Consider the following 12877-nt stretch of genomic DNA (forward strand, 5'->3'; position numbering starts at 1 on the left):
CAGCTCTCATATTCATCCCCCAAGAACGAATATAACAAGATTCTATGTAAAGACTTTTCATAACCAATAAGAGCTAATATCTCTTTCCTAACCTTTATGGTCTGTGAAGTAGAGAGTACGAAAAAAGCTGCATCAAAATAGGGTTCAACCTAATTTGATACAGCTTATTCAAGTAAACTATAGCAAGTACAGCATTACACTGCTTGCTCTGTAGCCTTCATGTTATTTCTCAGCAACAGGTCGAACAGCAAAGCCGTAGGTGCGAATGTTGCGGAAGAGAGGTTTAATTTCAGTTTTATTGAAACCCATAGCACAACCATTGTTGTAATCTTGTGGGTCAGCAGACCAATAATTACCAGATGTTAATGCATCTTTGAGGATTGCATCTTTTGCGTTTCTGAAGCCTGAAGCAGGGAAATAGATACTTTCAGTATGACTACTGTTCACCCAGAATATATGTCCAGAATTTAATTCAAATGTAGCTGGAACATTAGTACCATTAGTCGTACTTGTTGTGAATCCTGAGAAAGCTCCATTCGTTGGAACGTTGAAACCTACTGGACATGGGTCGTAAATAGTCTTAACAACATCAATGTTGTTTGGAGCATTTATGTCACCACGTCGGTTATTATCCATTGACCAGAGATTGTAGAAATAATGTAACCTTGTCACACCATCGTTCTGAGCAATGGTTTCATTAGCGAGAATGTTGGTCGTGAAGAAGTAATTTGGCTTCTGAATCTTGTTGTTCATGTCAATATCTTCTCTACTACTATAGATGATACCCTGTGGAAGAGATGCATCTGTGCCAGGGAAAGCATTGTTGCGTCCCCACTGATAGAGTGTTGTCGTACCAGTTTTCTCTGTAAGTCCTGCATTCTGTGTAATGGTAATTGTAGCATACTGCTTGTCGCCATTATTGCCAATAACCTGCTCTACTTTCACCATAACAGTACGTGGAGTAGAGTAAGAGGTACCAGTCCATTTGGTTGGTTTCCAACCTAAGGTTTCTCTTGTGAAGTCGTAATTCTTTCCTTGATTGTTGGTAACTGTAATTTTATCAAGTGCGTTCTTTGGTGCAAACCACAGATGCCATGACCATAGAATAGTAGTTCCCTTCTTTACAGAGATAACCGCATTGCCGCTCTTAAGATTGCCCTTTTTAACCTCAAACTTGACGAATGCGTTTCCACTTGCATCATGATAAATAGGGCTATTAGCAAGTTCTACAAGGTTGCTCTCATCTGACCAAGTAACCTCTGCACCATCAATACCATTGTTAGCTCCGCCATTTGTCTTTTCAATCCATGGGCTTGTAATCTTGGCACTCTGATGATCTACGAAATTATGGAGAATTACATCCTTAATAGTAGTAGTAGTTCCAAATTGAAGCTTTGTAACTGGTGCGCGACTTATGTATGCATTGCTATTGATCTGACTATTCTTAATAGCATTACCATATACCAATGGAATCATATAATAACCAGGTGCAGAAATGACATAGCAGTTAGCTGTGTTTTGTACAGCTGCAGCACCAGTAGCGTTTGAGAGATTATAGTATGTAGATGGTGTACCCAATGGAGTTGCATCTTGAAGTTCCTTGTTGCGCTGTGCAACGAGGTCTACAATGTCAGTACCCAAGGTAGCTGTAAGCGGTTCAGCAGCTGTTCCACCATTGCTCTGCTCCTTGCTAAGGCTCTTCAACCATGATGGTTTAGTAGTAGTCCATGTCGTTCCGTTGTCTACACTATATCCAACAACCTTCCATGCAACAGCTTGCTTGGTACCATCAGGTGCCTGGCGGTAGCTTTCAATCTGATAAGTAGCTTGCGTCTTGTCGTAGGCAACAGCCGAAGGACTTATTCCGTTGAGTGTATATACCCATGAAGAGTTCTTCTGACTCAGCTTATATGTACGTGTTGTACCTGCCTTCCAAGAGCCTTTGAGAGGTATGGTAATCTTACTGCCATCAGTAAATTCCACCTCAGCATCAACCTTATTGTCAAGGTCCTGTGGTATCATATAGAAGGTGTAGTTGTCCTCCAACTTTGTAGGGTCGGTTATGTTAGAATTACTATACCTGCTTATATCTCTTACAATACTGTTAGCATTCTCGTTGGTTTTATAGTTCACGTTGCTAAGCTTTACGTCTCCTCGTTCTGTGTTCCCGCTATAATCCCATGCAGCACCAGCTCCGTTGAGATTATTAGGGAGTATGTATTTACTCTTCAGTAATACGTTCTTGAGCGTAATATCCTTGATAGTCTTGTCGAATGAGAGGTTTTGTCCCACCGCAAAACGTATGGCTGTCAATGCATGACGGAACTTAAGGTCGGTTCTTGGGGCCTGGAAACGTGTGGCATACTGTACGTTACCGGAGCAAGCAGTCATTAGGTCTACTTGTTGTCTTACGTCTTTATTTACAGTAAACACAATGCTTGGCGCTGCTGTTCCATTTGGTTTGGTAAACGTGATACCATTGCTATTGTTCTTACTCTCAGGGTAGACGGCGTAGAAGCGGCCGTAAGGCTGCAGCCATGACCAAGAGATTGGAGTATAGAGAGTTCCATCTTTCTTTGTCTTCTGCTCTTCGAACCATCCTGTATTAATCGCATTTGCTGCAGTACCACGAACTCCTGTAGATGAGAAGTCGCTGAGGTTTTGTGTAGTAATGATATTTGCACGTGTGCCTGGTTCCTGTTTCACAGGGTTGACACCCTCCACTGTTGTTTCAATTAAGCATAAGTTGAGGTTCTCATTGCCTTGTATCTCTAACTTCTGACCGTCAAGGTCTTTGTTAGTTAAGCCTTGGGTGATAGCTCCACGTGTCATTGCTCCTCCACGAGTAAGTGCTTCTTCCTGTGCATCACCTACGTTAAATTGAACAACAGCACCCTTGTCACCATTGTTGGTGTTCTCTCCCAAATCATCGTCCGCACAAGAGACAGCTGACAAGGTCATACCGCCTACGAACAAAGCAGAGAGTGCATGATAGAGAAAAATATTCTTCATTATTATTTACTTTTTATCTTTTTCCTTATTTAATTATCCTATTAACTCATCATTATCATCGCCAACAACAGGGGTAGGAGGCTCTACAGTGACGGAACCACCCTGACCTCCTCCAGGTTGTACATTAGGGCTTGTGGCCAAGATATAGCTTTCCTCCATGACATTACATACCGATACAGTCGGTTTAAGATAGTTTTGTTTTTTCGTTTTTATTGTTTTCATTTTTTGATAAAATTATCTTGACCCACAGAGATGTGGGCTGTGAAAAAAATAAGACAGAAAGTAGTGGTCATGTATTTATCGTCTTATTCCTAATAAGATAAGACCCAACACGTCGTTACTCAATGCTATTCAATCTTTTTACCTATGATATTTATAATTGTTGCAAAATTATAAATAATATTGTAATTAGTACTCTTTTGTCTTATTTATTTAACTTTTTTTTAGTGCAGCGCCAGTGAGCTTAACGTGCACAAGGATGTTGAAGCAACGAAGAAAAACTGTTATCAAAGAAGCTGTTAAGTCTGATACAGGCTCAAAAGCGCATTGGATAAAGAAGATGGGAAAGGTATGTTTTAGTCGCAAGTGTCACATTGTAATAGGTGGAAAGGGAATGGTACTTGATGAAAAAAGGTCGGTTGACAATGAAGGCAATAGTAAACACCTTAGGAAGACACCTACTTGTAATGGTCTTACTAAGCTGCTAAAAGTTTATTGAAGATTAGGGGTTATGGGAGATGGATGCGTTAAGATATTTCTTGACAGATAAGGGGTGACTACTTGTTCTGCTTTTCTTTATCTAATAACCAGGCTTTTCGGGCCGTTCCACCAGCGTAACCGCCTATCTCTCCGTTACTTGTGATGACTCTATGACAGGGGATAATGAGCATTAAGGGATTGTGGTGGTTGGCGTTGCCAATGGCACGTGCGGCCTTTGGACGGCCTGTTTGTCTTGCTAAATCAGCGTAGGAGAGGGTCTCACCGTAGGGGATCTGTTGTAGCCCCAACCATGTAAGACGCTGAAAGGGAGTACCGTTTAGGCGCAAGGGAAGACGGAACACCTTGCGAGTACCAGCAAAGTATTCTGTTAGTTGGCGGCAGGTTTCAGTCAGGACAGCGTTTTCCTCCGACTTATCCTCCTCCCATGTAGCCATCATTCGTTCGTCAATTGTATCTTCCCAGAGGCAATAGACGACAGCATCCTCCGCCCCAGCAATCAACAGATTGCCGAGGGGTGATGAGTAGCGGCAGTAGTACATGGGTTATTCCTCTACTACCTCAGCATCCTCTATGCCGTCAGTAACCATCTTGTCGCCTGTCACAACCTTTGCAGCCTCAGCCTTATCGTAGGCTTTGCGGACAAGATACATGCGGATAATCAGTACGAACTCTAAGACGCCATAGTACATAAAGGCCCATCCAATAACCTTTAGTGTGAAGAAGAGAGCGTCAGTTTCTATCGGTCTACTGATTAGTAAGATGGCAACAACCATACTGATAGTAGGGAAGATCCACATGTACACGGGGACACGGGCGTACTGGCGCGAGCGAGCAAGGTTCATAAACTGGTTGACAGCACCAAGGATAAGCAGTGCAGAGAGGATATACACCATCCAAGTAGTGAATGTGTTGGGCATGACAGCAAGGATAATACCCAAGACGATACTACCCACGCCCGCAATAGGGAAGGAGGGTGACTTGAGGTCTTCTTCCTCTTGCTGACCCTCTTGCAGCGCAGCCTTGGCAGTCTTCTTGGCCACTTTCTCCTTTTCAAAGTAGTAGACCATACATGCAACGAGTCCTGAGATGAGGAAGAGCACACCCACGGTGATGGTCATCCAAGTCATAGTATCTTCGCGATACTTGACGAGGAGGAAGCCAGTCACTAATACGATAATAGCCCTTACGGCTGAGATTTGAAGTACTTTCATGGTTACAAAAATACAAAATAATCCTTATTTCAAGGGTTAACTACCTGACTTTTTATTATTTTTGCAGTAAGAATGAAGATGTTATGACGATATTGTATCTTGTTAGACATGGTGAGACGGTAGATAATGCCCATCATATTATGCAAGGTCAGACGCCTGGTGAGCTGAATGAGAAGGGTGTTCAACAGGCGAAAGAGCTTGCAGAGCAATTGAAGGATGAGCCGATAGATGCTTTTGTATCAAGCGACTTACATCGAAGTATCCATACTTGTGAACTGATAGCGGCACCGCATGGGCAGGTAGTTGCGACTACTCCGCTGTTGCGAGAGCGTGATTGGGGGTCGTTTACAGGCAAGTATATTCCCGAGTTGGCCAATCTCAATGACCCCTCTCAATGGCCCGATGACATCGAGAGCTTGGACGCCTTGAAGGCTCGTGCTAAGGAGTTCCTTGCATGGGTAGGGCAGGAATATGCAGGAAAGAGGGTGGTTGCCGTGGGACATGGTATCATCAATAAAGCTATCCAAAGCGTTTATTATGACAAGCCGATGAATGAGTTGAGGCCAATGGGCAATGCTGAGGTGAGGAGATTGGCCTTATAGGGCCTCATTGGGCTAATAATCTTATAGGGCTGATGGGCCTTATTGGGCTGATAAGGCTAATAATCTTATAGGGCTGATGGGGCTTATAGGCCTTATAAGGCTAATAATCTTATTGGGCTAATGGGCCATATTGGGCTAATAAGGCCAATACCCAAAAAGCGAAAAGGAGCTTCACATCACGTGAAACTCCTCTTCTTCTTCATTTAAATAACTCTCTTTTTTGTTACATCTCTAATTTGGTCTGAATGCAGTCTATACTCATTGGTTTGCTAACTGCTTTACAATCTTAATACCTTAAAACGTCTAACCTTAAACCTTTTATCTTAGTGCTTAGTATTTAAACCTGATTAAATCAATGTCTATTTATTATTATTATTATCTATGTCCACCGAAAGAACTACCTCCATTTGATATGTTTCCGCCATTTGAACGGCTTCCACCGAAGGAAGGACTTCCGCCACCAAAGCTGTTGCTTGGCGCACTGAATGATCGACTTGGCTCAGTGCTTCTTGTTGCACCACCAAAGCTTCTGTTGCCACCGAAGCTGTTGCCGTAGTTAGGTTGTGTCACCGTCGTACGTGTCGAACTCCCTCGTGGGGCATAGTACTCGTTGTTGCGAGGTCCATCAAAGTTCCATCGTTGTTGATTACCGAAGCTTCTTGGACGGTCGTTCTGGTACGTTGGCCCATTATTATAGTAGTAGTTACCTCCTCTATAGTAGTCACCACGTAAGTAGTTGTCCCTCATTCCGAATCGACTATCACGTCCGTAGAAGATTTCTCTACCGTTATACCAGCTTTGTCCGCCGTTCATACGCCAGCTATGTGCGCCATTGTAAACGTTATAGAACGCTGGTCGTCCGAAATAGTAGTAGTCGCGTCTTGGATAGCGAGCGTAGACTCCGAATCTCCAGTAGCCTCCGTCCCATCTCAAAGGACGGTAGAAATAAGGTGCATCGATGAATGCCCGATATTGCCAATCATAGAGTATATAGCTCAAGTCGACGTTGCGATGCGACCAGTAAATGCCGTAGAGGTCGTCAACAGTATTAACACTCATGAGGTAGTCGAGGTTTATCTCGTAGGCAGCCTCATATTGTGCTTCTGTCAGATTTAGCTCGTAAGCCATCTTATCTGTTAGAAAGAGTGCTTGTATTCGAGCCTGCTCATAACTCATTGCACTTGTTGTTGCAATGCTGACTATGAACGATGCGATGAGGGTTAGTACTATCTTTCTCATAATCGTTACCTTTATTAAGTTCTTATTCAAGTCTTGGAGTGCTCCGAGAAGCGTCCCCTAACTTTCATGATGCAAAGGAACGAATAAAAAAAAGACTATGAAAAGGATTTCCCCTACATGGTGGGGGATTTTTCCTAAACATGTGTTTAGTGTGATAGAAAGGTGTTATTTTTCTACCTTATTATAGTGTTTAGTTTTAATATAAAGCTGCCGTCATCTTTCGATACCCCGTTTAATCGTATGTAAACAAGTTAGCTGTTTGCCTATGAAAGATGTCGGCAATGAAAGGGAGGTTAGTTTTAATGGAGTCACTTTATAAAAGTTTTTGCAAGTAAAGTATCATTTCTAACTAACTTCTAAGTTGTTGCAAATGTTATTCTTGCAAACGACTCAGTCGTGACATGATAAGTTCTTGATATGCTTTCTTCATATTTTCGTCAAGAAAAGAGCTCTGTATGAGGACTTGCCATTTAGGGAGAGCTTTTTGAAGACCGTTTATGAGGCGTAAGACCACACTTTCTTCGAGTCCTATTGTCCTTGCTGTATTTAAGAAATCAGCCACACGCAGTTTTGTTTTTCGCCCAGAAAGAGGCAGCGCTAATTCTTCTTTGTCCTTAGGATTTACTATCGTAGTATTGAGAAGGTCGTATGCTGGAGCCAACAGATAATCCTTCTCGGGACGGTAAAGGGAGAAGTTCTTTAGGTGCATATCATTGTTACCTGTAACAAAGCAGTAAAGCAATAACTGCATGTAGTTCGTTAAGTCGAGCTTGGGTGTGCTACTATATTTCGTTATAGTCCTTGCTATCTGTTCATACGAGCTTTTATACTTATATTCTGTAGGGTGTAATGTCAATTGACACATATCCTCCATATCTATCTTCTCCCCATTTTTTGTTCGGTCAATACGCTTGGTTATATACCCCAGCTTGCCGTCAGACAGTCGAATCAGGCTGTGAGGCACAACCTTTATCTTTGCTGCTTCTGCAAGGTGCATGGTTAAGTCTTCGTTTTCGGGTAGCTGTGGGTAGGCTTCTGTCTGGGGTTTAAAGATATAATCTCCCCATAGGCCCACAATTGTAAGACGATTACAACCATCATGTTTATTGAGGTTTAAGGATAGTTTAGGCTGGACACCAGTTAAAGAAGTTTGCGCACGGATAACCTGTTCAGCCAATTGATTGAGGTCGTCGTGCTTATATTCTAATATAGGTGCATCTTTTGTGCCAAAGAACTTACGTGCACAATTGGGGTGAAAGTCTCTCTGACCTTCTTCTAATCGTTGGTAGCAATACAGGCATTTACACATTACATATCACCTCCTAATTATTGTTTTGGTACGACACTAACAGAACCTATGCACTCTTTACAGCATAACAACAATAATGACATGCGGTCAAGTACACTTATGTCTGTGTTGCGAAGTGCCACGTCAAGCAACCAACCTTCAGGTATAAGTCCGTCAAAAAAAGGGAATAATACGGGACTTACAAACGGTTCCGTTTGTAGTGGCAATGTCAGACTAATAGGTTGAGCATCTTCTCTAACGAGATACATCTCATCATAACAGAATCGGTATTCACCGTCATCTTCTGTCAGAATACCAGCAAAGAGGCCTTTTCGGTAGATTTCTGCTTGTTTCATTGTTTCTTGGTTGGCGTAAGTTCGTAGTTAAACAAATCGAGGAGCTGGTTCACCTTATCCATCTTTAGCGTTTGTTTTCCTTGCTCTAAATTGCGAACAAAGCACAGTCCTACACCAGACTTCATGGCAAGGTCTTCTTGTGTAAGTCCATATTCTTTACGCAAGGCCTTGACAACCATCGATAATTTAGTTCGTTCCATATTAATTATATTACTTCGGATGTAAAGGTACAAGTTTTTCCTTAAATTATATCATAACGAATATAAAAAAGCAAGATAATAATGTTTTTATATGCTTTCGACTATAAAAAGGGGCGTAAAACAGCGTGGTTACGGGTCTTGTAAGTGGCTTTTTGGATGCTAAAGGAGGGCGAACAGATAGTGTGGTCATGGGCGGCAGTATTCGGAAGGGGCCGTTTTGGAATTTCTTTTCATGAAGAAAAATATTTTTTTTCATGATAATAAATAATTATTTTCATGAAAATAATTCGACGACAACGGCGTCTTTGGTGAAGGAGAAAACGCTGAGAGCTGTTGTGGACTGTGTTATTTGGACTCGGAAAGCTTACTTTCTACGGTGCAGTACTTTGTTTTTTACGTTCGGAAAGCTTGTTTTCTAAGTTGCAGTATTTTATTAAAAACATTCTAACACTTTGTTATTCAGATTACACGACAGAATGGCATACGGGATAACAGCTAATTATTTACATTCAGCAGGCGTGTTGTCTATATTATAATAATGTGTATTCACTTGCAGAGAATTAAGTTGGCTAATCGTCTTTTTTTTATTATCTTTGTGGCTGATATTAACTTTTATAATGATGAAGAAGTTACTTTCAACCTTGGTAGGCATGTTGATAGCATCGACAATGCAGGCTCAGTATCAAGAGCCCGTACGTCGCGACACGTCAAGGTTGCAGCCATTAAAGGGCTTAGAATATAAGGTGGAGATGCAGGGGAGCCTTGCCAAAGGGCGAACACCCCTCTGGCTCAATGCCAATAAATACGGACTGAGTTCGCTGGAGACGGCGAACGGCTATGTGCGGGGCGGTATAGAGCGACCTCTGCAGACGGACGAGGGGAGGAAATTCGGCTTAGGCTATGGCTTAGACGTTGTACTGCCTATTAACTATACGAGTAAGGCTATTATTCAGCAAGCCTACGTCGAGGGACGATGGTGGCACGGAACACTGACCATTGGAGCGAAGGAAGAGCCGATGGAACTCAAGAATAATGAACTCAGTTCGGGCTCGCAAACGTTGGGAATTAATGCCCGCCCAGTCCCACAGGTGCGTTTGGCACTGGCAGACTATTGGACACTACCGTTTGCGAATGGCTGGTTGCACATGAAAGGACACGTCGCCTACGGAATGACAACCGACCAGAATTGGCAGCACGACTTCACTGCTAAGCAATCGAAATATACCGACCGAGTGCTCTATCATTCAAAGGCAGGCTATCTGAAGATAGGTAACGAAGAGGTGTTCTGTCCGTGGTCATTAGAAATGGGATTGGAGATGGTGAGCCTTTTCGGTGGTACCTCTTATCTCTCAGATGGGCATGGCGGTATGCAGAAGATAGAGAATGGGAAAGGACTGCGAGCCTATTGGCATGCCTTTCTACCAGGTGGAGCCGACAATGGCGAGACCACCTATCAGAATGTACAGGGCGACCAGTTAGGCAGTTGGGTGATGCGTCTGAACTATGATGGCGACTGGAGCGGTTTTTCCCTCTATGCCGATAAGTTCTTCGAAGACCATTCTGCCATGCTTCAGCTCGACTATGACGGCTATGGCGAGGGTAGTGAGTGGATGGAGAAGAAGCAGCGTCGCTATCTGATCTACGATTTCAAAGACTGGATGTTAGGCTTTGAATATCGTTATAAACCCGATAACTGGCTGAACAACATCGTCGTTGAGTATCTTTACTCAAAGTATCAGAGTGGACCGATATACCATGATCACACCATAACGGTGGCCGACCATATCGGAGGAAAGGACAACTACTATAATCATTATATCCTTCCTGGCTATCAGCATTGGGGCCAAGCGATGGGAAACCCGCTCTATCGGTCGCCTATCTACAATGAGGATGGGACCATCTACTTTAAGGACAACCGCTTTGTGGGCTTCCATGTAGGAATGAGCGGGCACCCTTCTGAGTGCTTCAAGTGGCGTTTCCTCGGTACATGGCAGGAGGGCTTGGGTACTTACGAACAGCCTTACACGAAGAGACGACACAACGTCAGTCTGATGGGGGAGGCCACTTACACGCTACGAGGGCAACGACTGCCAGCATGGATGCGCAACACTGATGTGCGGATGGGTGTCGGCGCCGACTTTGGGTCAATCCTTGATGGGAATAACTACGGACTGCAATTGACCATTGCGAAGCGTGGTCTCTTGGGAAAGCGGTAGTCTGCTGATTATGAATAAAGTAAGAAAAAAGAAAATGAAAAGAATAAAGATATTATCTTTCGTCCTACCTCTATTAATGCTGCTATGCTCCTCTTGTTCGTTAGAGACCGATAACGACGCAGGCAGATTAGAGGGTATGTGGCATTTGGTCAGTGTCGAGACGATCAGTACAGGAGTAACGGAGGACTTGAGTGAACAGGTTGTCTTCTGGTCGTTTCAAGCCAAACTCTTACAGATGGAGGATAAGACAGGACAGATCAATAGCTATCTCTATCGTTTTCGCATTGATAACGACCAACTGAGACTGTCGTCTCCTTACCTCTTCGACCGTGAGAATGGCGACCATCCCTTGACTGCTTATGAAGCGACATTGGGTCGTTATGGCATTAAGAGTCTTACTCCCACGTTCCGTATTGAGAGGGTTGACAGGCGTAAGTTGGTGATAAATGACGGTACGGTAAGGCTCTACTTCGATAAATTCTAAGGGATAGTCGAAGGCTGAATACGGTAGATAATCGACGAAGCAATAGTAGTCTGCGATGCTCGTAAGCAATGATAATGGTGTCTCTCTGTACTCTTCAATCTGTTTGCGGAGGGCTGGAGGATAACGTGTTGAGGCTTGATGCCTGTTTTGTTAATGTCTGATACATAATGTGTTAAGACTCGATATAGGATGTGTGGAGGTTTAACATGCGGGCTGTGGAGAGCGGTTATGTCGTAAGATGTTGCAGTCATAGGAGTATGCAGACGGATAGTAATCGAAAGAGACGAGTTTTTTAACGGTCATGAGAATAAAACGAGAAAAGGTAGGCCTGCGCCTACCTTTCTGCGTATAGAGAATAATGTCCTGTTCTGATTACTACCGTTTCTTTCCATCCTCCGCATTTACTCCGTAAACGGCAGTGCTCCCCTCCTTCTGATAAAGGAGTCGAGTGTGTAATGGAAGGCGATGTAGATAACGACATCTATCGCAATAATCCATGTCACAAGCAAGTGATTGAAGAGCGACAGATTGATGATGATAAAGAGAAAGGACAGTGCAATAACACTAATCAACGTCTGATGCTGAGTTAGTCCTGCACGTATCAACTTATGGTGGATATGGTTCTTATCCGCTCTGAAAATCGGCTTGTGGTGCAATAATCGTACGATGATAACCCTGAAAACATCAAAGGTTGGTACGATAAGTAAGGTGACGGAGAGGAGTGTAGCCCCCTTCTGATAAGGCATGACATGAGGGTTATACATACAGAACTTAATCAGTAGTACGCCAAGGATATAGCCAAGCGTCAAGCTACCAGAGTCGCCCATGAATATCTTTTGGTTCTTCTCCTGCTTTCCCCAGATGTTATGATAGAGGAAAGGCACCAAGACTCCCATCAAGCCAGCGATGAGGATGCAGTAAACCCATATATGTTCGCGATGGAAAACATAGAAAAGACCCGACAAGGCAATGAGCGTCAAGCTGGCAGAAAGGCCGTCGATGCCATCAATCAGATTGATAGCATTCATGATAAAGACCAGTACTCCAACGGTGATCACCATCCCCACGAGTGCTGGTATCTCATAGATGCCCAAGAAACCATAGAGGTTATTGATGTAAAGATAGGACATCGGCAACAGACTGGCAACCGCTATCTGTACAAGAAGTTTCAGCTTAGCCCTCACACCAAAGATGTCATCGAGTACGCCTGTTATATAGATAACGGTGATACCCACGCCAAAGAAGACGCTCCATGGGCTAATCCCAATCTTACTCCCTGTACTGGTATAAACCCACGTCAGCAGGGCCACGAGTGTAGCCACCAGCATACTCGGCATGAACGAGACGCCCCCTAAGCGTGGAATAGCATTCTTGTGTATTTTTCTGGCATCTGGTGTGTCATATAACTTCCGCTTTTTACAAAACGAGAGTATCTGTGGTATCATAACGAAACCACAGGTCGCACTCATGGCAAAAGCAAAGAAGCTGATTAAAGTGTATGTCGACATATCATTTGTAATCTTGTGTTTAATAAAACTCAATAATTGTG

General features: G+C 43.3%; 13 protein-coding genes. 4 read left to right on the forward strand and 9 right to left on the reverse strand.

All coding sequences use genetic code 11. The features are described 5' to 3' along the window. Positions 1–222: 222 nt before the first annotated feature. Complete coding sequence (locus AXF23_RS02880; RefSeq protein ID WP_107624228.1) at positions 223–3012, reverse strand: hypothetical protein; 2790 nt, start codon at positions 3010–3012, stop codon at positions 223–225. 33 nt (positions 3013–3045) lie between these two features. Continuing rightward, the gene (locus tag AXF23_RS02885; RefSeq protein WP_107624229.1) at positions 3046–3234 is read right to left on the reverse strand and encodes a hypothetical protein; all 189 of its coding nucleotides are present in this window, start codon (positions 3232–3234) and stop codon (positions 3046–3048) included. A gap of 256 nt (positions 3235–3490) precedes the next feature. Here AXF23_RS02885 and AXF23_RS02890 point away from each other — a divergent pair, with 256 nt between their 5' ends. Beyond that, a complete protein-coding gene (locus AXF23_RS02890; protein WP_107624230.1) occupies positions 3491–3730 on the forward strand; it encodes a hypothetical protein in 240 nt (79 codons plus the stop codon). A 58-nt stretch (positions 3731–3788) separates the two neighbouring features. On the opposite strand, the gene AXF23_RS02895 is transcribed toward AXF23_RS02890, so the two are convergent. Continuing rightward, positions 3789–4271, reverse strand: a complete 483-nt coding sequence (locus tag AXF23_RS02895) for a methylated-DNA--[protein]-cysteine S-methyltransferase (RefSeq protein ID WP_107624231.1) — start codon at positions 4269–4271, stop codon at positions 3789–3791. Positions 4272–4274: 3 nt separating this feature from the next. Continuing rightward, positions 4275–4943: a DUF308 domain-containing protein gene (locus tag AXF23_RS02900; protein ID WP_089365929.1), complete on the reverse strand. Its 669-nt coding sequence runs from the start codon at positions 4941–4943 to the stop codon at positions 4275–4277. 83 nt (positions 4944–5026) lie between these two features. Here AXF23_RS02900 and AXF23_RS02905 point away from each other — a divergent pair, with 83 nt between their 5' ends. Next, the gene (locus AXF23_RS02905; protein ID WP_107624232.1) at positions 5027–5545 is read left to right on the forward strand and encodes a histidine phosphatase family protein; all 519 of its coding nucleotides are present in this window, start codon (positions 5027–5029) and stop codon (positions 5543–5545) included. A 375-nt stretch (positions 5546–5920) separates the two neighbouring features. Here the strand turns inward: AXF23_RS02905 and AXF23_RS02910 are convergent, their stop codons facing one another. The 4 genes from AXF23_RS02910 to AXF23_RS02925 all read right to left on the reverse strand — a co-directional run bounded on the left by AXF23_RS02910 (position 5921) and on the right by AXF23_RS02925 (position 8628). After that, complete coding sequence (locus tag AXF23_RS02910; protein WP_089365931.1) at positions 5921–6784, reverse strand: hypothetical protein; 864 nt, start codon at positions 6782–6784, stop codon at positions 5921–5923. Positions 6785–7157: 373 nt separating this feature from the next. Beyond that, positions 7158–8093 carry a HipA domain-containing protein gene (locus AXF23_RS02915; RefSeq protein ID WP_107624233.1) on the reverse strand — a complete coding sequence of 312 codons (936 nt, stop codon included), beginning with the start codon at positions 8091–8093 and terminating at the stop codon, positions 7158–7160. 17 nt (positions 8094–8110) lie between these two features. Then, on the reverse strand, positions 8111–8428 hold the full coding sequence (locus tag AXF23_RS02920) for a HipA N-terminal domain-containing protein (RefSeq protein ID WP_107624234.1): 318 nt from the start codon (positions 8426–8428) through the stop codon (positions 8111–8113). After that, positions 8425–8628: a helix-turn-helix transcriptional regulator gene (locus AXF23_RS02925; RefSeq protein ID WP_042855817.1), complete on the reverse strand. Its 204-nt coding sequence runs from the start codon at positions 8626–8628 to the stop codon at positions 8425–8427. Before AXF23_RS02925 ends, AXF23_RS02920 begins: the two co-directional genes overlap by 4 nt. A gap of 620 nt (positions 8629–9248) precedes the next feature. Between AXF23_RS02925 and AXF23_RS02930 the strand changes: the two genes are divergently transcribed. Together AXF23_RS02930 and AXF23_RS02935 are read left to right on the forward strand one after the other, a co-directional pair. Beyond that, positions 9249–10844 carry a capsule assembly Wzi family protein gene (locus AXF23_RS02930; RefSeq protein WP_107625775.1) on the forward strand — a complete coding sequence of 532 codons (1596 nt, stop codon included), beginning with the start codon at positions 9249–9251 and terminating at the stop codon, positions 10842–10844. 34 nt (positions 10845–10878) lie between these two features. Further along, the gene (locus AXF23_RS02935) at positions 10879–11328 is read left to right on the forward strand and encodes a lipocalin-like domain-containing protein (protein ID WP_107624235.1); all 450 of its coding nucleotides are present in this window, start codon (positions 10879–10881) and stop codon (positions 11326–11328) included. Between the two features lie 401 nt (positions 11329–11729). Here the strand turns inward: AXF23_RS02935 and AXF23_RS02940 are convergent, their stop codons facing one another. Beyond that, positions 11730–12836, reverse strand: coding sequence for an MraY family glycosyltransferase (locus AXF23_RS02940; RefSeq protein WP_107624236.1), 1107 nt, complete (start codon positions 12834–12836; stop codon positions 11730–11732). Positions 12837–12877 lie beyond the last annotated feature (41 nt).

It is taken from the genome of Prevotella sp. oral taxon 313 (assembly GCF_003043935.1).
GTDB lineage: Bacteria > Bacteroidota > Bacteroidia > Bacteroidales > Bacteroidaceae > Prevotella > Prevotella jejuni.

Coding starts and splice junctions, on each gene's coding strand:
- AXF23_RS02920 (WP_107624234.1), bottom strand. CDS start 8,428: ATGAAACAAGCAGAAATCTACCGAAAAGGCCTCTTTGCTGGTATTCTG.
- AXF23_RS02940 (WP_107624236.1), bottom strand. CDS start 12,836: ATGTCGACATACACTTTAATCAGCTTCTTTGCTTTTGCCATGAGTGCG.
- AXF23_RS02880 (WP_107624228.1), bottom strand. CDS start 3,012: ATGAAGAATATTTTTCTCTATCATGCACTCTCTGCTTTGTTCGTAGGC.
- AXF23_RS02885 (WP_107624229.1), bottom strand. CDS start 3,234: ATGAAAACAATAAAAACGAAAAAACAAAACTATCTTAAACCGACTGTA.
- AXF23_RS02930 (WP_107625775.1), top strand. CDS start 9,249: ATGAAGAAGTTACTTTCAACCTTGGTAGGCATGTTGATAGCATCGACA.
- AXF23_RS02900 (WP_089365929.1), bottom strand. CDS start 4,943: ATGAAAGTACTTCAAATCTCAGCCGTAAGGGCTATTATCGTATTAGTG.
- AXF23_RS02905 (WP_107624232.1), top strand. CDS start 5,027: ATGACGATATTGTATCTTGTTAGACATGGTGAGACGGTAGATAATGCC.
- AXF23_RS02890 (WP_107624230.1), top strand. CDS start 3,491: ATGTTGAAGCAACGAAGAAAAACTGTTATCAAAGAAGCTGTTAAGTCT.
- AXF23_RS02925 (WP_042855817.1), bottom strand. CDS start 8,628: ATGGAACGAACTAAATTATCGATGGTTGTCAAGGCCTTGCGTAAAGAA.
- AXF23_RS02910 (WP_089365931.1), bottom strand. CDS start 6,784: ATGAGAAAGATAGTACTAACCCTCATCGCATCGTTCATAGTCAGCATT.
- AXF23_RS02935 (WP_107624235.1), top strand. CDS start 10,879: ATGAAAAGAATAAAGATATTATCTTTCGTCCTACCTCTATTAATGCTG.
- AXF23_RS02895 (WP_107624231.1), bottom strand. CDS start 4,271: ATGTACTACTGCCGCTACTCATCACCCCTCGGCAATCTGTTGATTGCT.
- AXF23_RS02915 (WP_107624233.1), bottom strand. CDS start 8,093: ATGTGTAAATGCCTGTATTGCTACCAACGATTAGAAGAAGGTCAGAGA.